Below are 19,426 nucleotides of genomic sequence, written 5' to 3' on the forward strand. Positions count from 1 at the left end.
CGCCTGGTTTCTACGTAGATGCGCATCACTGGACGATTTTTGTTGCTTAAAGCTGTATTCATGACCGTTATGCTGGTAGAATCCGCGCCATCACAACGTAAGAGGCTCCGGAAATTTAACGGCGCTTATTTGCACAAATCCATTGACAAAAGAAGGCTAAGAGGGCATATTCCTCGGCCTTTGAATTGTCTACATAGATCATATTTGGGAGTTGGACCTTGGCTAATATCAAATCAGCTAAGAAACGTGCTGTACAGTCTGAAAAGGCTCGTAAGCACAACGCAAGCCGTCGCTCTATGATGCGTACTTTCATCAAGAAAGTATACGCAGCGATTGAAACTGGCGACAAAGCTGCTGCACAGAAAGCATTTAACGAAATGCAACCAATCGTGGATCGTCAGGCTAGCAAAGGTCTGATCCACAAAAACAAAGCTGCGCGTCATAAGGCTAACCTTGTAGCGCAAATCAACAAACTGGCTTAATCGCCAACTTGTTGTTAGCTTGAAAAAAACCGGCTTATGCCGGTTTTTTTATATCTGAAATTTGGGTCCTGATTTAAATCTCTTTAAACAAAGCTGAGTAATCCCGGTTACACACACGCTGTACCGCTGGATGTTGAATCATGCGTTCTGCAAATATCGCGTGGTACTCTTCCATCACATTCTCAATGCGCCCAATCTCAACAATGTTCTCATCGTTATAGATATCCTGTCCGTATAGCGTTGGAGCCACAAAAATTGCATTGTGCGCTGCACCAAAGGCTTTCATCAAGGCGGCATCATCAAACTCACCGAGAATCTCCACCTTCAATCCTTGAGTGTTAATCCAGTTCAAAATCTTACGCCCTAACATCGAGCGGCGGCCTGGAATCAACAAGCGTCGGGTTTCAAGACAGGCAGGGAAAGGCAAATCTGGCACCGGGTTTTGGCTCCAGAAGCTAATGCCACATTCGCCGATTTTCACCGAGAACAGCCCTTCCTGCTGAGTTGAATCAATCGGGCAGTCAGAGATGATCATATCCAGTTTATGTTGGCTCAATTGCTCAAGCAGCATTTCATGGGTCGATTCAAAACAGCGTAGGTGGATTTGCTCATCCTCTACGACAGCCGCATCAAGCACGCCGCTCACCAGGCGTTTTGATAGTGCGTCCGCAATACCGACATCAAACAACAGGCTGGACTCTTTGCGGTAGTTCACGATATCCAGCATTTCCTGACTTAAGGTAAACATACGGTCTGCATAGCGGAAAACAAGCTGTCCTAATTCAGAAGGTACCAGACCACGCCCCTGGCGGCGGAAGAGTTTACCTTGCAGGCGCTCTTCCAGCGCTTTGATCTGACCGGTGATGGTTTGCGGCGTTAAATAAAGCGCTTCTGCGGCCCCCACAACCGACCCTTCTTTGCAGACTTGCCAGAAGTAGTAGAGATGGTTGTAATTGATGTGTGACATACGTTTTTCACTCCCTGATAAACAGTCCATTAGCTAACGGCTCCCGAGGAGCCGTTAGTAGTAACATTAATTATGCTGTAACTGCGAGCTGAAGCGGCTTCTCAACATGCAGTAACCGACGACGGCTGAGAACAGTGACCCCAAGAGAATACCCAGTTTTGCCCAGGTAATCAGCGCAGGATCTGCACCGTCAAATGCCAGTGATGCAATGAAGATAGACATTGTGAAACCAATCCCGCAAAGCACGCCGACCGCCATGATTTCCTTACAGGTCGTCCCTTCAGGCAACGTTGCCAGCTTCAACTTCAGTGCTGCCCAGCAGAACAGGCTAATACCCAGTGGCTTGCCGATAAACAGACCCGCCATTATCCCCATCGGTAACAACGACGTTAACCCGTCAAAAGTCACACCGCTTAATGAAACGCCCGCATTCGCAAAAGCAAACAACGGCAGAATCAAGAATGCGACCCAAGGATGCAGCACATGCTCCAGCTCTTTCGCCGGAGAGCGCCCATCTTTTTCTTTCAGTGGGATAAGGAAACCAATGATTACCCCTGCAAGTGTTGCGTGAACGCCCGATTTCAATACTGCGGTCCACAACACCACACCAACCAGAATATACAAACCAGTACGGCGCACATTGCAGATATTCAGTAATGCCAGTACAGCAATAGCACCAGCAGCAACGGCCAGCGAAAGGATGGAAAGATCGCTGGTGTAGAACAGAGCGATAATTACGATCGCACCCAGGTCATCAATAATGGCCAAAGCCATCAAGAACACTTTAAGTGCGACAGGAACACGGTTGCCCAGCAATGCCAGAATACCCAGTGCGAAAGCGATATCGGTTGCTGCAGGAATCGCCCAGCCTTCACGAGTAATCGGGTCCTGGAAGTTGAACAGCAAATAGATTGCAGCAGGGACGACCATGCCACCCAATGCCGCAATAACCGGGAACGATGCCTGGCGCATGCTGGCAAGCGAACCACACACCATTTCGCGTTTTACTTCAAGGCCAATCATCAGGAAGAAGATTGCCATCAATGCATCGTTGACCCACAACAGTAGATTTTTACTGATATCCAGCGAACCAATACGCACCTCTACCGGTGTATTTAAAAACGACTGGTACAACTCACTGGTGGAGCTCAGGTTGGCAAGAACCATTGCCAGCACAGCGGCAAGGATTAAAAAGATGCCGCTGGAGGCATCATTATTGAAAAAGTATTTTAGTTTTTTTGTCATCTTTTCATCCCGGTTTTCAGACTGCCTTAAATCATTTAGGGCATTAATATGTATTAAGCATAGCCTGTCTAACACTTCGAGAAAAGTAGATTATATTGCATTAAAGACTCGAGAAAAACGAATCGAGTTACATAAAAAACTAATGAATGCCTGGCGCATAAAAAAAGCCTGAATCAAAAATATTCGATTCAGGCTTTTTCACTACCAATAAGGAAGTTAGGTTTAGCGGGTTAGATCGTCAAAGAATTTCTTCACGCCGTCAAAGAAGCTCTTTGAACGCGGACTATTCTTTTCACCACTTGGCCCACCAAAACTTTCCGCCAGATCGCGCAGCAATTGTTTCTGCTTTTCATTCAGGCTAACCGGGGTTTCTACAACAACGCGGCATAACAGGTCACCCTGAGCCCCGCCACGTACGGATTTCACCCCTTTACCACGCATTCTGAACAATTTGCCAGTTTGCGTTTCACCAGGCACTTTCAGGTTTACACGACCATCCAGTGTTGGGACTTCAATCTCGCCACCCAATGCCGCCATCGCGAAGTTAATTGGCACTTCGCAATACAGGTTGTTGCCTTCACGCTCGAAGATCGGGTGCTGTTTCACCTGAACCTGAACGTACAGATCACCTGACGGTGCGCCATGCTCGCCCGCTTCACCTTCGCCTGCAAGACGAATACGGTCGCCGGTATCAACGCCTGCCGGGATTTTCACCGACAGAGTCTTAGTTTTCTCTACACGGCCATGCCCATGACAGGTGTTGCACGGATCTTTAATAATCGAACCGCGACCCTGGCAGTGTGGACAGCTTTGCTGCACGGTAAAGAAGCCCTGACGCATTTGCACCTGGCCTTGTCCATGACAAGTCGGGCAAGTTTGTGGCTTGGAGCCTGCTTTCGCGCCGCTACCGTGACAAACACCACACTCTTCAAGTGTTGGGATACGGATCTCTTTGGTGACGCCACGAACCGCTTCTTCCAGCGTTAAGTCCATGTTGTAACGCAAATCGGACCCGCGGGAAGCACGCTGACGGCGGCCACCACCGAAGATGTCACCGAATACGTCGCCAAAGATATCGCCAAAGTCAGCACCGCCACCGCCAAACCCGCCGTGACCGCCACCGCCCATCCCGCCCTGTTCAAACGCGGCATGACCATACTGGTCATAGGCTGCACGTTTTTGCTCGTCGGTCAGGATTTCGTAGGCTTCTTTGATTTCTTTAAATTTGCCTTCGGACTCTTTGTCACCCTGATTACGATCCGGGTGGAACTTCATTGCCAGGCGTTTATAGGCTTTCTTGATTTCACGCTCTTCCGCGTTTTTCGGAACGCCTAAAACCTCGTAATAGTCTCTCTTCGCCATCTTTTTTGTCTGCCCCTAACATGCGGGCACGGGCGCAGAGGAAAACCTCAACGCCCGTGCTTCTATTCACATCACACTTTAACTTACAAAAGGGCGATTATTTTTTGTCTTTAACTTCTTCGAACTCAGCATCAACAACATCGTCGTCTTTGCTTGCAGAGTTACCAGCGTCAGTAGCGTTGCCAGCTTGCTGTTCAGCGTGCTGTGCCTGAGCCAGCTCCATCAGTTTCTGAGAAACTTCCGCCAGCGCCTGCATTTTCGCTTCGATGTCAGCTTTGTCTTCGCCTTTCAGAGAAGTTTCCAGCGCGCTCAGTGCAGACTCGATTGCAGTTTTGTCGTCAGCTGGCAGTTTATCGCCTGCTTCTTCAACCTGCTTGCGAGTGCTGTGCATCAGGTGGTCACCCTGGTTGCGAGTCTGAACCAGTTCTTCGAACTTACGGTCAGCCTCTGCGTTAGCTTCCGCATCGCGCACCATTTTCTGGATTTCTTCTTCATTCAGACCAGAAGAAGCCTTGATGGTGATCTTCTGCTCTTTACCGCTGTTTTTGTCTTTAGCGGAAACGTGCAGGATACCATCAGCATCGATATCGAAAGTTACTTCGATTTGTGGCATACCACGTGGTGCTGGGCTGATACCATCCAGGTTGAACTGACCCAGAGATTTGTTATCAGCTGCACGTTTACGTTCACCCTGAATCACATGGATGGTCACCGCAGACTGGTTATCTTCAGCTGTGGAGAACACCTGGCTGTGCTTAGTCGGGATAGTGGTGTTTTTGTTGATCAGTGAAGTCATCACACCGCCCATGGTTTCGATACCCAGAGACAGCGGGGTAACGTCCAGCAGCAGTACGTCAGTCACGTCACCAGCAAGCACACCACCCTGAACAGCTGCACCGATTGCAACAGCTTCGTCCGGGTTAACGTCTTTACGTGGTTCTTTACCAAAGAACTCAGTAACTTTCTTCTGCACCATTGGCATACGAGTCTGACCACCAACCAGGATTACGTCCTGGATATCGGATACAGACAGGCCAGCATCTTGCAGTGCAACTTTCAGCGGCTCGATAGAACGGTTTACCAGGTCTTCGACCAGGGATTCCAGTTTCGCACGAGTCACTTTGATGTTCATGTGTTTTGGACCAGTCGCGTCTGCTGTGATGTACGGCAGGTTCACGTCGGTCTGCTGAGCTGAAGACAGCTCAATTTTCGCTTTTTCAGCAGCTTCTTTCAGACGCTGCATAGCCAGTGGATCGTTACGCAGATCGATACCTTGATCTTTCTTGAACTCTTCCACTAAGTAGTTGATCAGACGGCTATCGAAGTCTTCACCACCCAGGTGGGTATCACCATTGGTTGCCAGAACTTCGAAGGTTTTCTCGCCATCAACTTCATCAATTTCGATGATAGAGATATCGAAAGTACCACCACCCAAGTCGTATACCGCGATAGTACGGTTGCCAACTTCTTTATCCAGACCGTAGGCCAGAGCCGCTGCGGTTGGTTCGTTGATGATACGTTTTACTTCCAGACCTGCGATACGGCCAGCATCTTTAGTTGCCTGACGCTGAGCATCGTTGAAGTATGCAGGAACGGTGATAACAGCTTCAGTTACTGGTTCGCCCAGGTAATCTTCAGCGGTTTTCTTCATTTTCTTCAGCACTTCAGCAGAGATCTGCGGAGGTGCCATTTTTTGGCCTTTAACGTCGATCCATGCATCACCGTTATCAGCGCCAATAATTTTGTACGGCATGATAGCTTCATCACGCTGCACTTCTTCATCCTGGAAGCGACGGCCAATCAGGCGTTTGATCGCGAACAATGTGTTCTGCGGGTTAGTCACTGCCTGACGTTTAGCCGGCTGACCAACCAGAATCTCACCATCTTGCGTATAAGCAATGATAGAAGGAGTGGTGCGGTCGCCCTCGGCGTTTTCCAGAACGCGAGCAGTAGTACCATCCATAATCGCTACACAAGAGTTGGTAGTACCCAAGTCGATGCCAATAATTTTACCCATCTAAACGTCTCCACTTAAAATTTGTTCGTCATATGGTCGTGAACCTGTTATGCGGGCAAACAAGAGTCTTTCAACTGCCCAAACATGATTTTTTACAGGTCCATCAACTGCGGTTGCATACAAGATGGGGTCACTCGGCTCGCCATCAAGGGGCAAGGCAAAAAAAATTTTCATCTTCACACCTGTTTAGATCATGGACTCAGGCTCTCGACCTGATTATGATGCCGCGCCCCGCTGCCCTTTAGCAGCTTGTGGCGACTACATATAATCATTTTCAGACGAATTTTAGAGGAACTATGGGCAACACTAAGTTGGCTAATCCAGCTCCCCTGGGCTTGATGGGCTTCGGCATGACCACCATTCTGCTCAACCTGCATAACACCGGCATCTTCCCTTTTGATGTCAACATCCTTGCAATGGGCATTTTCTACGGTGGTATCGCACAAATTTTTGCCGGCCTGTTGGAATTTAAGAAAGGTAATACTTTCGGCCTGACAGCTTTCACTTCTTATGGCTCTTTCTGGCTGACTCTGGTCGCCATTCTGATCATGCCTAAGATGGGTCTTGCAGATGCTGCGAACGCACACTTCCTCGGTGCATACCTCGGTCTGTGGGGCGTATTCACACTGTTCATGTTCTTCGGCACCCTGGCTTCAGCGCCACGTATGCTGCAGTTCGTGTTTGGTAGCCTGACCGTCCTGTTTGCCCTGCTGGCTATTGGCCACCTGGTAGATAACGAAAGCATCGTTCGCGTTGCGGGTTGGATTGGCCTGGTTTGTGGTGCAAGCGCCATTTATCTGGCAATGGGCGAAGTGCTCAATGAGCAGTTTGGCCGTACCGTGCTGCCTATTGGTGAAAAACACTAATTCCTGCACTCACGTGTAAGAAAACAAAAACGCGGAGGCTAGCCTCCGCGTTTTTTTATGAATGTTGCAGCGGCCTTTCAACCACCTTATCTTCATGCGTTAAATCTTTGCGTAACCAAATCCCCAATCCCAGCCCAACCATTGCCAGCGCCAGCACATACCAGGCAGGTCCCATTGGTGATATGGCAGATAACATCGTGACAAAGATTGGCGTCAGCCCACCAAAAATGGCATACGACATATTGTAAGAGAACGAGATGCCGCTAAAACGCACTTCCGCCGGGAACGCACGCACCATCACAAACGGCACTGCCCCCACAACACCAACGCTCAAACCAGCAAGCCCATAGAATAAGAAAAGATATTCAGGATAAATTGCCGTCAGGTGATAGAACATCCAACTGCACACGGCTAATAACAAGCTGCCGAAAGTAAAGGTTTTGCTGGCACCGATACGGTCAATAATCAGCCCAGCCAGAATACAACCAATACACAACATGACGATGGCGATACTGTTCGCCTGAAGCGTCAGTGCGGGCGCAATACCCAACTGTTTTTGCAGCCAGGTTGGCGCCATCAAAATGACCACTACAATCCCCGCCGACAACAACCATGTCAGCAGCATCGAAATCACAACCGCTTTTTTATGGTTTGCGATGACCGATTTCAACGGCAACTCTTCTGCCAGCGCTTTGCGTTGTTGCATCTCAAGGAAGATGGGAGTTTCTTGCAACCAGCGGCGCAAATACATCGCCACCAGGCCGAAAATCCCACCGAGGAAGAACGGTATACGCCAGCCACCATCGTGAATCGCTTGCTGGGTCATAGAGGTATTAATGATGGTAGCAACCACGGAACCCAACAAAATACCGGCAGTTAAACCAGCTGTTAAGGTGCCACATGCAATACCAATACGTTTATAGGGAACGTGTTCTGCGACAAATACCCATGCTCCGGGCACTTCACCACCGATTGCCGCCCCCTGAAGAACGCGCATCAGCAGCAATAATACAGGTGCCGCGATACCCAACGTTTCATAGGTCGGCAACATCCCTATCGCAAGCGTTGGCAGCGCCATCAGTAAAATGCTCAAAGTGAACATTTTTTTACGACCAACCAGGTCGCCGAAGTGCGCCATGATGATCCCACCCAGCGGACGAGCCAGATAGCCTGCGGCAAAGATACCAAATGTTTGTAGCTGACGAAGCCACTCGGGAATATCGGCCGGGAAGAAAAGCGCCCCAACAACGGTGGCAAAAAAGACGAAAATGATGAAGTCGTAGAATTCGAGCGCACCGCCCAAAGCGGCAAGGGTCAGGGTTTTGTAATCCTGACGATTCAGGGGCCTGGTGCGATGTGTTGAATTGAGTTGTTGTGCCATAAGAGCCTGCTTCCAGAGTAGAGTGTGGTTATTAGCTTCCATTTTGCTGTAAAGCAAATTCACTATAACGAACCACACTCCACATGCCAGAGTGACTACATCTTATACCGCAAACAACTTGGTTTTAGGAGTTTGTATCGCGAATGGCACTCTTAGGGCGAAAAGCTGCTACCACAGAGCTATCTGTTTCAATGTAAGGACCATCTAATAACTGTATACAATACGGTACACTTGCAAAAATCCCCGGCACTACCACCTTATTGTCAGCGCCTTTTACGCCTTCCAGAGTTTCCTGGATGGACTTCGGCTGCCCAGGTAAATTCAGAATGAGTGCCTGCTTGCGAATGACGCCCACCTGGCGCGAAAGAATCGCCGTCGGCACAAACTGTAGACTTATCTGGCGCATCTGCTCGCCAAAGCCAGGCATCACGCGGTCAGCAATCGCAAGCGTTGCATCAGGAGTGACATCGCGGCGTGCCGGGCCTGTACCACCAGTGGTTAACACCAAATGACACGCCATTTCATCCACCAGCTCACACAGCGCCTGTTCAATAAGCGGTTGTTCATCAGGAATTAAGCGCGTTTCAATTTGGAAAGGAGTCGTTATGGTGCGCTCCAGCCAGTCAACAAGCGCCGGAATGCCTTTATCTTGATATACACCGCTCGAAGCGCGGTCGGAGATGGAAACTAAGCCAATGCGTAAGGTATTCATATCATTCCCGGACAGTCAAAACTTAACGGAATGATACACGGTGGAGGGAGTAGCAGACAGAGGTGAAACACTAAAAAGCGTGGCAGGGCGCAGCCTGCCACACGTCATGATTACAGCAGGTCGCCGATCATTTTTTCCAGTTTTTCCTGGTCGATAGCAAACTTACGGATGCCGTCAGCCAGTTTATCAACTGCCATTGGATCCTGGTTGTGGCTCCACAGGAACTGGGATTCAGTCATACGCTCTGGGCGTGCTTTCACGTCACCAGTGTAAGACAGTTTACGCTCAACAGTACCTTCGCTTTCAGCCAGCTCTTTCAGCAGAGCAGGTGCGATGGTCAGACGGTCACAGCCAGCCAGTTCGATGATTTCGCCCAGGTTACGGAAGCTTGCGCCCATAACCACGGTTTCATAGCCGTGTTCTTTGTAGTACTGGTAGATTTCAGAAACAGAAACCACACCTGGATCTTCATGCGGTGCGTACTCTTTCTTATCGGTGTTCGTTTTGTACCAGTCGAGGATACGGCCTACGAATGGAGAGATCAGGAACACACCTGCTTCAGCACAAGCGCGAGCCTGAGCGAAGGAGAACAGCAGAGTCAGGTTACAGTTGATGCCTTCTTTTTCCAGCTGCTCAGCAGCACGGATGCCCTGCCAGGTAGAAGCCAGTTTGATCAGGATACGGTCGTTGCTGATACCCGCATCGTTGTACATTTTGATCAGACGTTTTGCTTTAGTGATGCTGGCATCGGTGTCATAAGACAGACGCGCATCAACTTCAGTAGAAATACGACCTGGGATCAGTTTCAGGATTTCCAGACCAATATTCACCGCCAGCTTGTCAGTCGCATCCACAACCTGTTGTGCATGATCACTGCTCTGCTCACGCGCCCATGCAATCGCATCATCAATCAGTTTGCGATATTCAGGAATTTGCGCAGCGTTCAGGATCAGAGATGGGTTAGTGGTGGCATCTTGCGGTTGATACAGCTTCATTGCCGCAATATCCCCGGTGTCCGCAACTACTGTGGTTAGCTGACGCAGGGAGGTCAATTTATCCGTCATGATAGTGTTTCTCATTAGATGTAACTTGTTAGGGGGATGTAACCGGTCTGGCTTGATGATATCACGACGCAATTCAGGTGCAACCGCAGCAACACATCGGCAGGAACTGAACGCGAAACTGATAAATACCGTGTATTATTTGCCTGCAATCTAAAGGATCATGCGCGACCACCGCGCATTAGCTGTGCTCACAACGCATGCAAACGAGGGATGTTAATGGCAGATTTTTTTCTGTTTATCAATGAGATACTATGGGGTTCCATCCTCATTTATTTGTTAGTCGGCGCAGGCCTTTGGTTCACCTGGCGCTGTGGTTTTGTACAATTCCGCTATTTGACCCAGCTTCGAAGCATAATTCTGGCGAATAAAAATAAAGATCCTTCCGGAATATCCTCATTTCAGGCGCTCTGCACAAGCCTCGCTGCACGTGTAGGTAGCGGTAATCTTTCTGGCGTGGCGCTTGCTCTTACACTCGGTGGACCTGGTGCTATTTTCTGGATGTGGGTCGTAGCCATGCTCGGAATGGCGACTTCTTTTGCCGAATGCACCCTCGCCCAGCTTTATAAAACGCGTGATAGCGAAGGCAATTATCGCGGTGGTCCGGCGTGGTATATGGAACGTGGGCTGGGAATGCGCTGGATGGGGGTGATGTTCTCCATCTTCCTGATGATAGCCTTTGGTTTGATCTTCAATGCGGTGCAAGCGAACTCCATCGCCAATGCCGTGAATAACGCTTTCGGAATTCCCAAAACCTGGGTTGGCATCGGGCTTGTTGTCTTAACAGCCGGTGTAATTTGGGGTGGAATGCGTGGCACCGCGCGCATCGCCCAATGGTTGGTTCCATTTATGGCACTTATCTGGGTGTTGATGAGCCTGGTCGTCATGGCAATGAATATCGAGCGTTTACCTGAAGTGGTTTCGCTGGTGTTCAAAAGCGCGTTCGGCTGGCAAGAAGCGGCATCAGGAGCCCTGGGATTCACAATTAGTCAGGCAATCACCACCGGTTTTCAGCGCGGCATGTTTTCTAACGAAGCTGGCATGGGTTCTTCACCTAACGCTGCAGCGGCTGCTGCGACATGGCCACCACATCCCGCATCACAAGGGTTGGTGCAAATGTTTGGTGTGTTGATTGATACAATAATCATCTGCTCAGCCACCGCCGGGATTATCCTGTTTTCGGGCATTCTGGATACGGCAAGCCCTGACATGAACGGCATAATGCTGGTACAACAAGCACTTAGTAGTGTAGTGGGGTCGTGGGGAACGGGATTCATCGCTCTCATTGTTATGCTATTTGCATTTACATCGATTGTCGCCAACTACGCTTACGCAGAAAACAACCTTCTGTTTTTACAACAAAAGAGCCCTTTTGCTACTGTGTTATTCCGTTGCCTGGCACTGGTAATGGTGATGTTTGGCACCCTTTCCCCATTGCCATTAGTCTGGCAAATGGCAGACGTAGCAATGGCGTTTATGGCTGTCACTAACCTCACGGCAATTCTGCTGCTTTCGCCTATCGCCCGCGATCTGAGTATCGATTACCTGCGGCAGTTAAAGTTAGGTGAAACCCCCGTTTTCGACCCGAATCGCTTTCCGGAAATTAAAAGCCAGCTGGCACCGGGCATCTGGGACAATCCGGAACCACCTGAAACCAGGCGCTAATCGCAACCATCGGCTAATACTTTCAGTAAATTTGCTACAGTAGTGGGCATTAATCGGCAAGGAACAGATATGCTAATTCTAATTTCACCTGCAAAAACACTGGATTATCAAAGCGATCTTCCTACCGATCGCTTTACACAGCCCGAGCTGCTGGACTATTCCCAACAGCTGATTGCCGTGGCGCGTAAACTTAGCGCCCCGCAAATCTCATCCCTGATGCATATCAGCGACAAACTGGCTTCGCTAAACGAAACCCGTTTTCACGAATGGCACCCGGAATTCACCCCACAAAATGCGCGTCAGGCGATTCTGGCGTTTAAAGGTGATGTGTATACAGGGTTGCAGGCTGAAGAGTTTAGCGATGCAGATTTCGATTTCGCCCAGCAGCATTTACGGATGCTTTCCGGGTTGTACGGCGTATTGCGCCCACTTGACCTAATGCAGCCATATCGTCTGGAGATGGGCATTAAGCTTGAGAACCCGCAGGGTAAAGATCTGTATCATTTCTGGGGTGACACCATCACCGAAAAATTGAACCAGGCGCTGGAAGCTCAGGGTGACAATGTTGTGATTAACCTGGCTTCAGATGAATACTACAAATCGGTTAAACCGAAAAAGCTCAACGCAGAAATCTTCAAGCCGGTGTTCCTTGATGAGAAAAATGGCAAATTTAAAGTCATTAGTTTCTATGCCAAGAAAGCCCGTGGCCTGATGAGCCGCTACATCATTCAAAATCGCCTGACTAAACCTGAGCAGCTAACGGGCTTTAACACTGATGGCTACTTCTTTGATGAAGCGGCTTCCGGTAAACATGAATTGGTATTCAAGCGTCACGAACAGTAAAACTAAACGCCAGCACAATGCTGGCGTTTTGCTTAGTGATGTTTGTATTGGCCATAGTGATTGCCGTTATCATGGTGGTCCTTATCATGGTGGTCATGGTCATGGCGCTCGTCATGATGGTCATGCGGATGCCATCTGTTATCACGCCATTCATAGTGGTCGTTCCACCAGCCACGGTCCCGCCAGTGGCCACCGTCCCAGTAATTACCGCCCCGATCCTGGTCGCCAATTTGCAGTTTCACCGCTGGAATTAGCGTAATTTCTGAAGCCTGCGCAGCCAGCGGAGCGACTACCAGAATCGATAATGCGAGAACAATTGATTTCAACATAAGCTACTCCTTACTGCATTCATGCCCATTATAGGTCGTTGAAGAGAGCATATGCCTGACAGCATGGGGTTGTTATTCTCCGCAATCCTAATCTCAGATTGCCCGCATTTAATGGGAATTCCTACATTTTCCCTCCTTGTTTCCCGCACATTTCCTCCATGATTCTGGTCACTAAATTCATATGCCTGTGTGGATTTTCTTTTGTGAACGAATACAACAACGAGACGAACTCGACGTTACCCCTTTGCTTCTGGAGTATATTTGTCGAACTGAAGATCCAGCTTTAACACGCCAAAAATAAAGAGGCTGTAGATGAAAATATCTGCGTTTAAACGCCAAAAACTAACGCTTCGCAATGGTCTGCTCGTCGCACTCGGCACCACATTTTCATTAGGCTCGACGGCATATGCCAACGACACTCCCGCTTCAGGCTACCAGGTTGAAAAAGTGGTTATCCTCAGCCGCCACGGTGTGCGGTCACCAACCAAGATGACACAAACCATGCGTGATGTTACTCCCAATAGCTGGCCAGAATGGCCGGTAAAACTGGGTTATATCACGCCACGCGGAGAGCATCTGATTAGCCTGATGGGCGGTTTTTATCGCGAGAAGTTTCAACAACAGGGGATTTTATCGCAGGAAAATTGCCCTGCTCCGAACTCAGTTTATGTCTGGGCAGACGTTGATCAGCGCACGCTTAAAACGGGCGAAGCTTTCCTGGCAGGGCTTGCCCCGCAATGTGGTTTGACTATTCATCACCAGCAGAATCTTGAAAAGGCCGATCCTTTGTTCCACCCGGTGAAAGCGGGTATCTGTTCAATGGAGAAAAATCAGATTCAACAGGCCGTTGAAAAGCAGGCGCAAACCCCGATTGATAATCTGAACCAACACTATCTTCCATCCCTGGCCTTGATGAACACTACCCTCAACTTTGCAAATTCTGCCTGGTGTCAGAAACATAGTGTGGATAAAAGCTGTGATTTAGGGCAATCCATGCCGAGCAAGCTTTCGATAAAAGATAATGGCAACAAAGTTTCTCTCGATGGGGCCGTTGGCCTGTCATCCACACTTGCTGAAATTTTCCTGCTGGAATATGCGCAAGGGATGCCGCAAGCGGCTTGGGGGAATATTCATTCAGAGCAACAGTGGGCGGAGTTGCTGAAACTGCATAACACCCAATTTGATTTGATGGCACGCACGCCTTATATCGCCAGACATAACGGGACGCCTTTATTGCAGACCATCAGCAACGCGCTGGACCCGAACGCCACCGCAAGCAAGCTGCCTGATATCTCGCCGGACAATAAGATCCTGTTTATTGCCGGGCACGATACCAATATTGCCAATATCGCAGGCATGCTCAACATGCGCTGGACGCTACCAGGACAACCCGATAACACCCCTCCGGGCGGCGCTTTAGTCTTTGAGCGTTTGGCGGATAAAGCCGGGAAACAATATGTTAGCGTGAGTATGGTGTATCAGACACTCGAGCAGTTGCGCGCTCAAACACCGCTTAGCCTTCAGGAACCCGCAGGAAGTGTGCAGCTAAAAATTCCTGGCTGTAGTGACCAGACGGCTGAAGGATATTGCCCGCTGACAACATTCACACGAGTAGTTAGCCAAAGCGAGGAACCAGGCTGCCAGCTACAGTAAATATCCGACGAAAAAAATGCCGCTCGCGATTAAGCGAACGGCATTACTTTATAGCTTCCCGGGTCGGATTAGCGCGGCGACAGCCGAAAAACTTACGCTTTGCTCATCATCAATTTACGCAGCGCGGCAAAATCTGCTGGCAGATTATGGGAGAGCAGCGGTAAGTCAGCACGCTCAGCAAGTTCTGCAGGCAGTGGCAGAGTTTCGCCCAGGATCTCTTCTACGCTTTCTTTGAATTTCGCTGGGTGTGCAGTCCCGAGGAACAGACCATATTCTCCCGGCTGGAGTTGGTCGCGCAGTGCACGGTAAGCGATAGCAGCGTGTGGTTCAGAAACATAGCCCACAGCTTTCAGCTCTTGCATGGTGGCTTTGGTGGTCTCGTCAGTCACGGTCGCATAGCCCAGATCGGTCAAACGCCAGGTTTTACGGCGGAACAACTCCTCCACGCGCGGCCAGTTGTTTGGCTGGCTGACATCCATGGCGTTAGAAAGCGTCGCCACAGTCGTTTTCGGGGTCCATTCGCCGTTAGCTAAGAAACGTGGAACGGTATCGTTCGCGTTGGTCGCCGCAATAAAGCGCTTGATTGGCAGGCCAAGTGATTTTGCCAGCAGGCCAGCCGTCAAATCACCAAAGTTGCCGCTTGGCACGGAAACCACCAACTGGTTGCGTGCTTCCTGAGGCAGTTGAGCAACAGCTTCAAAGTAGTAGCAAATCTGCGCCAGTAAACGGCTGATGTTGATAGAGTTGGCAGAGTTTAACCCCAGCGCCACTTTCAGCTCTTCATCATCAAACGCTTGTTTCACCAGCGCCTGGCAGGCATCAAAATCTCCATCAATCGCGACGGTTTCAATATTGCCGCCCAGCGTACAGAACAGTTTTTCCTGCAATGGGCTGATTTTGCCGCGCGGATACAGAATCACGACGCGCACGTTTTTCAGGCCATAAAATGCATGCGCAACCGCAGCACCAGTATCACCAGACGTTGCAGTCAGAATCGTAACCGGTTTGTCACCGCTGATATGCGTCAGCATCTGCGCCATAAAACGGCCGCCAAAATCTTTAAATGCCAGCGTCGGGCCATGGAACAGCTCAAGACAGCCGATGTCCGGCTCAACGCTTTTAACTGGTGCAGGGAAAGCGAAGGCCGCACGCACGCGCTCTTCGAGGACTTCCTGCGGAATTTCATCACCGAGGAAAGCAGACAAAACTTTGCTGCTGCGGGAGACGAAATCCATTTTCAGCATTTCGTCTATTTCTGTCAGTTCAAATTCCGGCAAATCATGTGGAAAAAACAGCCCCTGCTGTTTACCCAACCCCTGCACAATCGCCTGGGCAAAATTGACCTGCTCGTTATGATCTTTAAGGTTATACAGTTTCATGCGTTATCCCAGAACTCGTGCGCCCGCCGTATCCAGACGGCAAATATGTACAAAACCTTCCAGGTTCTGCAAATAGTGTTGGCTGAGCCAGTCAGCCACGCGTTGTGCGGTATCAGTGTTATCGCACAGCGCAAATAGAGTTGGGCCAGAGCCCGAAATACCACTCGCCAGCGCACCAATATCTGCAGCAGCCTGGCGTGCCTCGTTAAAGCGCGGCAGCAATTTAGCGCGATACGGCTCAGCAATCACATCACGCATCAGTTTTGCCGCAAGCTGTGGCTGGCGGGTGTGGCATGCGTGAATGAAGCCCGCCAGATGGCGACCATGACTAATACAATCCTGGCGGCGATAAAGCGCCGGCAGAATGGCTCGTGCTTCTGCGGTAGAGACTTTAATCCCCGGATACGCAAGCACCCAAAGCCATTCATCAAAACCCGGTACAGACTGGCTGATGATGCCATTTTCTTCAATCATCAGCTGCATGCCACCGAGGAAACACGGAGCTACGTTATCATAATGAACGCTGCCTGAAATGCGCCCTTCCAGCTCGCCCATCAAGCTCAGTAAACGCGTGTCGCTCAATGGTTTGCCACAGTATTCGTTCATCGCCATCAGGCCTGCGACCACTGAACAAGCGCTGGAACCGAGGCCGGAACCAATCGGCATGCTCTTTTCCAGAGTCATCTTCACAGGAATATTTTTGCCGATCTCCTGGCAGAAACGCTCCCAGCATTGATAAACGATGTTTTCGCGCGGCTCGTCTGGCAATTTGCTGGCGAAGCGCCCGATGTTGTTCAAACTAAAAGTGTCTGCCGCTTCGACAGTCACGTAATCCCCAAGCAGCGAGCCATCTATCGGCGATACGGCTGCGCCCAGAACATCAAACCCGACGCTCATATTGGCACTGGAAGCCGGGGCGTATACTTTAACCATCTTAAACTCCTAACTTCCATGACAAAGTGCGCAATAAGTCGGCGAAAACACCGGCAGCAGTCACATCATTCCCTGCTCCGTAACCACGCAGGACTAACGGCAAAGGCTGGTAATAATGGCTGTAGAAGGCCAACGCATTTTCGCCATTTTTAACTTTATACAATGGGTCGTTGCCATCCACCGCATCAATTTTAACTTTACAGCTACCGTCTTCTTCAATCACGCCAACATAACGCAGCACTTTTCCTTCATCACGGGCTTTTGCAACTTGCGCAGAGAACTCATCATCCAACTGCGGTAAGCGCGCCATGAACGACTCGACATCACCTGTAGAATCAAAGGATTCAGGTAATACTGGCTCAATGATGATATCCGAAAGCTCAAAATTACTGCCGGTTTCACGCGCCAGAATTAACAGCTTACGCGCCACATCCATACCAGAAAGATCATCACGCGGATCGGGTTCGGTATAACCCATTTCACGGGCAACTTTTGTTGCTTCTGAAAGGCTCATACCCTCGTCCAGCTTGCCAAAAATAAACGACAGAGAACCCGAAAGAACGCCAGAGAAACGTTGTAACTCGTCACCTGCATTAAGCAAATTTTGCAGGTTTTCGATAACCGGCAGACCGGCCCCTACGTTGGTATCGTAAAGGAATTTACGGCGTGATTTTGCCGCCGCGTTACGCATCTGGTGGTAGTAGTTCATGGTCGAGGTGTTCGCCTTCTTATTCGGCGTCACTACGTGGAAACCTTCACCAAGGAAGTCAGCATACTGGTCGGCAACCGCCTGGCTGGAAGTACAGTCAACAATCACCGGGTTCAGCAAGTGATACTCTTTTACCAGACGAATCAGACGCCCAAGGTTGAACGGCTCTTTCGCCTGGGCCAGCTCTTCCTGCCAGTTATCCAGATTCAGGCCGTGAATATTGGTCAGCAGCGCTTTCGAGTTCGCAATTCCACATACACGCAGATCGATATGCTTTTGCTTCAACCAGGCCTGCTGACGTTTCACCTGCTCAACTAATGCAGCACCCACTCCGCCCACGCCAATCAGGAATACTTCGATAACCTGGTCGGTATTGAATAGCATCTGGTGAGTCACGCGCACGCCGGTAACCGCATCGTCGTTACTGACCACGACCGAGATAGAACGCTCGGATGAGCCCTGCGCGATAGCGACGATATTGATGTTGGCGCGGGCAAGGGCTGCGAAGAACTTAGCGGAAATACCGCGCAGAGTACGCATACCGTCCCCAACGACAGAGATAATGGCCAGATGCTCCATGATCGCCAGTGGTTCAAGCAGACCCTCTTTGAGTTCGAGATAGAACTCATCATCCATCGCACGACGCGCACGTACACAATCCGCCTGCGGCACACAGAAGCTGATGCTGTATTCAGAGGATGACTGAGTAATCAACACCACCGAAATTCCAGCGCGGGACATAGCAGCAAAGACGCGTGCCGCCATACCAACCATCCCTTTCATTCCTGGGCCTGAAACGTTAAACATCGCCATATTATTCAGGTTAGTGATGCCTTTAACCGGCAGATCATCTTCATCACTTTCTGCACCAATTAAAGTGCCAGGCGCTTGCGGGTTACCCGTGTTTTTAATCAGGCAAGGGATTTGGAATTGAGCAATCGGGGAAATAGTACGTGGATGAAGAACTTTGGCGCCGAAGTAAGAAAGCTCCATGGCCTCCTGATACGACATCGATTTTAGAAGCCTTGCATCCGGTACCTGACGTGGGTCGCAAGTATAAACGCCATCAACATCAGTCCAAATTTCACAACAGTCCGCGCGTAAACAGGCAGCCAGCACGGCCGCTGAATAGTCAGATCCATTACGACCCAGAACGACTAACTCGCCTTTTTCGTTCCCGGCAGTAAAGCCCGCCATCAGGATCATATGGTCAGCCGGAATACGGCTGGCAGCAATGCGACGAGTTGACTCAGTAATATCTACAGTGGATTCAAGGTAATGCCCGACAGCGAGAAGTTTCTCTACCGGATTGATAACCGTCACATTGTGACCGCGAGCTTTAAGCAATTCAGCCATGATAGCGATAGAGAGCTTTTCGCCACGGCAGATGATAGCGGCGTTGATGCTGTCCGGGCATTGCCCCAACAGGCTGATACCGTGCAGAACATGCTTTAGCTGCGCAAACTCCTTCTCAACAAATCCCTTGAGTTGCACGACAGGGAAACCCGGCTGTGCATCTGCGAGACCATTCAGAAGTTCGCTGAAAATGCGTTCTGCATCGCTGATATTCGGTAAGGCATCCTGGCCGCCAATTGTTTTTTCAATCATGGCAACGAGGTGATTGGTAATTTTCGCCGGGGCAGACAGCACGGTCGCAACCTGCCCCTGTTTGGCATTGCTTTCCAGGATATCGGCAACACGCAGAAAACGCTCCGCATTTGCCACTGAAGTACCACCGAATTTCAACACTCGCATTTATTATTACCCTTGAGTTTTTAGTCCAAAAAAAAGCCCGCACTGTTTAGGTGCGGGCTTTTTTCGT

Annotated in this window: 17 protein-coding genes and 1 other annotated feature (1 of these 18 running past the window's edge); of the genes, 5 read left to right on the forward strand and 12 right to left on the reverse strand. The window is 49.9% G+C overall.

Features of this window, described 5'->3' with window-relative positions; genetic code table 11:
• Positions 1 to 218 precede the first annotated feature (218 nt).
• On the forward strand, positions 219 to 482 hold the full coding sequence (gene rpsT, locus LVQ76_RS06015; RefSeq protein ID WP_034459390.1) for a 30S ribosomal protein S20: 264 nt from the start codon (positions 219 to 221) through the stop codon (positions 480 to 482).
• Between the two features lie 73 nt (positions 483 to 555).
• Here the strand turns inward: rpsT and nhaR are convergent, their stop codons facing one another.
• The 5 genes from nhaR to LVQ76_RS06040 all read right to left on the reverse strand — a co-directional run bounded on the left by nhaR (position 556) and on the right by LVQ76_RS06040 (position 6,247).
• Entirely contained in the window at positions 556 to 1,449 is an 894-nt protein-coding gene (gene nhaR / locus LVQ76_RS06020) for a transcriptional activator NhaR (RefSeq protein ID WP_151993285.1), read from the reverse strand.
• Between the two features lie 66 nt (positions 1,450 to 1,515).
• Positions 1,516 to 2,694: a Na+/H+ antiporter NhaA gene (nhaA, locus tag LVQ76_RS06025; RefSeq protein ID WP_232864609.1), complete on the reverse strand. Its 1,179-nt coding sequence runs from the start codon at positions 2,692 to 2,694 to the stop codon at positions 1,516 to 1,518.
• A 222-nt stretch (positions 2,695 to 2,916) separates the two neighbouring features.
• Positions 2,917 to 4,056, reverse strand: a complete 1,140-nt coding sequence (gene dnaJ / locus LVQ76_RS06030; protein ID WP_151993103.1) for a molecular chaperone DnaJ — start codon at positions 4,054 to 4,056, stop codon at positions 2,917 to 2,919.
• Between the two features lie 97 nt (positions 4,057 to 4,153).
• Positions 4,154 to 6,073: a molecular chaperone DnaK gene (gene dnaK / locus LVQ76_RS06035; RefSeq protein WP_151993102.1), complete on the reverse strand. Its 1,920-nt coding sequence runs from the start codon at positions 6,071 to 6,073 to the stop codon at positions 4,154 to 4,156.
• A complete protein-coding gene (locus LVQ76_RS06040) occupies positions 6,074 to 6,247 on the reverse strand; it encodes a hypothetical protein (RefSeq protein ID WP_154150710.1) in 174 nt (57 codons plus the stop codon).
• Between the two features lie 122 nt (positions 6,248 to 6,369).
• On the opposite strand from LVQ76_RS06040, the gene satP reads away from it, so the two are divergent.
• Positions 6,370 to 6,939, forward strand: a complete 570-nt coding sequence (gene satP, locus LVQ76_RS06045) for an acetate uptake transporter (protein WP_151993101.1) — start codon at positions 6,370 to 6,372, stop codon at positions 6,937 to 6,939.
• A 55-nt stretch (positions 6,940 to 6,994) separates the two neighbouring features.
• Here the strand turns inward: satP and LVQ76_RS06050 are convergent, their stop codons facing one another.
• The 3 genes from LVQ76_RS06050 to tal all read right to left on the reverse strand — a co-directional run bounded on the left by LVQ76_RS06050 (position 6,995) and on the right by tal (position 10,096).
• Entirely contained in the window at positions 6,995 to 8,320 is a 1,326-nt protein-coding gene (locus LVQ76_RS06050) for an MFS transporter (protein ID WP_064513813.1), read from the reverse strand.
• 124 nt (positions 8,321 to 8,444) lie between these two features.
• Positions 8,445 to 9,032, reverse strand: coding sequence for a molybdopterin adenylyltransferase (gene mog, locus LVQ76_RS06055; RefSeq protein ID WP_232921216.1), 588 nt, complete (start codon positions 9,030 to 9,032; stop codon positions 8,445 to 8,447).
• 110 nt (positions 9,033 to 9,142) lie between these two features.
• Positions 9,143 to 10,096 (reverse strand): transaldolase, encoded by a 954-nt coding sequence (gene tal / locus LVQ76_RS06060; protein ID WP_232864612.1) that lies wholly within the window; start codon positions 10,094 to 10,096, stop codon positions 9,143 to 9,145.
• A 216-nt stretch (positions 10,097 to 10,312) separates the two neighbouring features.
• Here tal and LVQ76_RS06065 point away from each other — a divergent pair, with 216 nt between their 5' ends.
• Complete coding sequence (locus LVQ76_RS06065) at positions 10,313 to 11,758, forward strand: alanine/glycine:cation symporter family protein (RefSeq protein ID WP_232864613.1); 1,446 nt, start codon at positions 10,313 to 10,315, stop codon at positions 11,756 to 11,758.
• A gap of 69 nt (positions 11,759 to 11,827) precedes the next feature.
• On the forward strand, positions 11,828 to 12,601 hold the full coding sequence (yaaA, locus tag LVQ76_RS06070; RefSeq protein ID WP_232864614.1) for a peroxide stress protein YaaA: 774 nt from the start codon (positions 11,828 to 11,830) through the stop codon (positions 12,599 to 12,601).
• A gap of 32 nt (positions 12,602 to 12,633) precedes the next feature.
• On the opposite strand, the gene LVQ76_RS06075 is transcribed toward yaaA, so the two are convergent.
• On the reverse strand, positions 12,634 to 12,930 hold the full coding sequence (locus LVQ76_RS06075; RefSeq protein ID WP_232864615.1) for a DUF2502 domain-containing protein: 297 nt from the start codon (positions 12,928 to 12,930) through the stop codon (positions 12,634 to 12,636).
• Between the two features lie 312 nt (positions 12,931 to 13,242).
• Between LVQ76_RS06075 and LVQ76_RS06080 the strand changes: the two genes are divergently transcribed.
• Positions 13,243 to 14,583, forward strand: coding sequence for an AppA family phytase/histidine-type acid phosphatase (locus tag LVQ76_RS06080; RefSeq protein WP_232921217.1), 1,341 nt, complete (start codon positions 13,243 to 13,245; stop codon positions 14,581 to 14,583).
• Between the two features lie 92 nt (positions 14,584 to 14,675).
• On the opposite strand, the gene thrC is transcribed toward LVQ76_RS06080, so the two are convergent.
• Genes thrC through thrA form a run of 3 tightly spaced genes read right to left on the reverse strand, consistent with a single transcriptional unit; the run spans position 14,676 to position 19,359 of the window.
• Positions 14,676 to 15,962 carry a threonine synthase gene (gene thrC, locus LVQ76_RS06085; protein ID WP_232921218.1) on the reverse strand — a complete coding sequence of 429 codons (1,287 nt, stop codon included), beginning with the start codon at positions 15,960 to 15,962 and terminating at the stop codon, positions 14,676 to 14,678.
• Positions 15,963 to 15,965: 3 nt separating this feature from the next.
• Positions 15,966 to 16,895 carry a homoserine kinase gene (gene thrB, locus LVQ76_RS06090; protein ID WP_232921219.1) on the reverse strand — a complete coding sequence of 310 codons (930 nt, stop codon included), beginning with the start codon at positions 16,893 to 16,895 and terminating at the stop codon, positions 15,966 to 15,968.
• A 1-nt stretch (position 16,896) separates the two neighbouring features.
• Positions 16,897 to 19,359: a bifunctional aspartate kinase/homoserine dehydrogenase I gene (gene thrA / locus LVQ76_RS06095; RefSeq protein WP_232921220.1), complete on the reverse strand. Its 2,463-nt coding sequence runs from the start codon at positions 19,357 to 19,359 to the stop codon at positions 16,897 to 16,899.
• A 26-nt stretch (positions 19,360 to 19,385) separates the two neighbouring features.
• Positions 19,386 to 19,426, reverse strand: a sequence feature (Thr leader region) (it continues 77 nt past the right edge of the window).

The sequence above is a fragment of the Buttiauxella cochleicola genome, from assembly GCF_021283185.1.
Lineage (GTDB): Bacteria > Pseudomonadota > Gammaproteobacteria > Enterobacterales > Enterobacteriaceae > Buttiauxella > Buttiauxella massiliensis.

What these genes read in the sequence shown, in the direction of transcription:
- satP (WP_151993101.1), top strand. Translation starts at nt 6,370, where the DNA reads ATGGGCAACACTAAGTTGGCTAATCCAGCTCCCCTGGGCTTGATGGGC.
- dnaJ (WP_151993103.1), bottom strand. Translation starts at nt 4,056, where the DNA reads ATGGCGAAGAGAGACTATTACGAGGTTTTAGGCGTTCCGAAAAACGCG.
- mog (WP_232921216.1), bottom strand. Translation starts at nt 9,032, where the DNA reads ATGAATACCTTACGCATTGGCTTAGTTTCCATCTCCGACCGCGCTTCG.
- tal (WP_232864612.1), bottom strand. Translation starts at nt 10,096, where the DNA reads ATGACGGATAAATTGACCTCCCTGCGTCAGCTAACCACAGTAGTTGCG.
- LVQ76_RS06040 (WP_154150710.1), bottom strand. Translation starts at nt 6,247, where the DNA reads ATGAAAATTTTTTTTGCCTTGCCCCTTGATGGCGAGCCGAGTGACCCC.
- LVQ76_RS06065 (WP_232864613.1), top strand. Translation starts at nt 10,313, where the DNA reads ATGGCAGATTTTTTTCTGTTTATCAATGAGATACTATGGGGTTCCATC.
- thrC (WP_232921218.1), bottom strand. Translation starts at nt 15,962, where the DNA reads ATGAAACTGTATAACCTTAAAGATCATAACGAGCAGGTCAATTTTGCC.
- nhaA (WP_232864609.1), bottom strand. Translation starts at nt 2,694, where the DNA reads ATGACAAAAAAACTAAAATACTTTTTCAATAATGATGCCTCCAGCGGC.
- nhaR (WP_151993285.1), bottom strand. Translation starts at nt 1,449, where the DNA reads ATGTCACACATCAATTACAACCATCTCTACTACTTCTGGCAAGTCTGC.
- LVQ76_RS06080 (WP_232921217.1), top strand. Translation starts at nt 13,243, where the DNA reads ATGAAAATATCTGCGTTTAAACGCCAAAAACTAACGCTTCGCAATGGT.
- dnaK (WP_151993102.1), bottom strand. Translation starts at nt 6,073, where the DNA reads ATGGGTAAAATTATTGGCATCGACTTGGGTACTACCAACTCTTGTGTA.
- thrA (WP_232921220.1), bottom strand. Translation starts at nt 19,359, where the DNA reads ATGCGAGTGTTGAAATTCGGTGGTACTTCAGTGGCAAATGCGGAGCGT.
- thrB (WP_232921219.1), bottom strand. Translation starts at nt 16,895, where the DNA reads ATGGTTAAAGTATACGCCCCGGCTTCCAGTGCCAATATGAGCGTCGGG.
- LVQ76_RS06075 (WP_232864615.1), bottom strand. Translation starts at nt 12,930, where the DNA reads ATGTTGAAATCAATTGTTCTCGCATTATCGATTCTGGTAGTCGCTCCG.
- LVQ76_RS06050 (WP_064513813.1), bottom strand. Translation starts at nt 8,320, where the DNA reads ATGGCACAACAACTCAATTCAACACATCGCACCAGGCCCCTGAATCGT.
- yaaA (WP_232864614.1), top strand. Translation starts at nt 11,828, where the DNA reads ATGCTAATTCTAATTTCACCTGCAAAAACACTGGATTATCAAAGCGAT.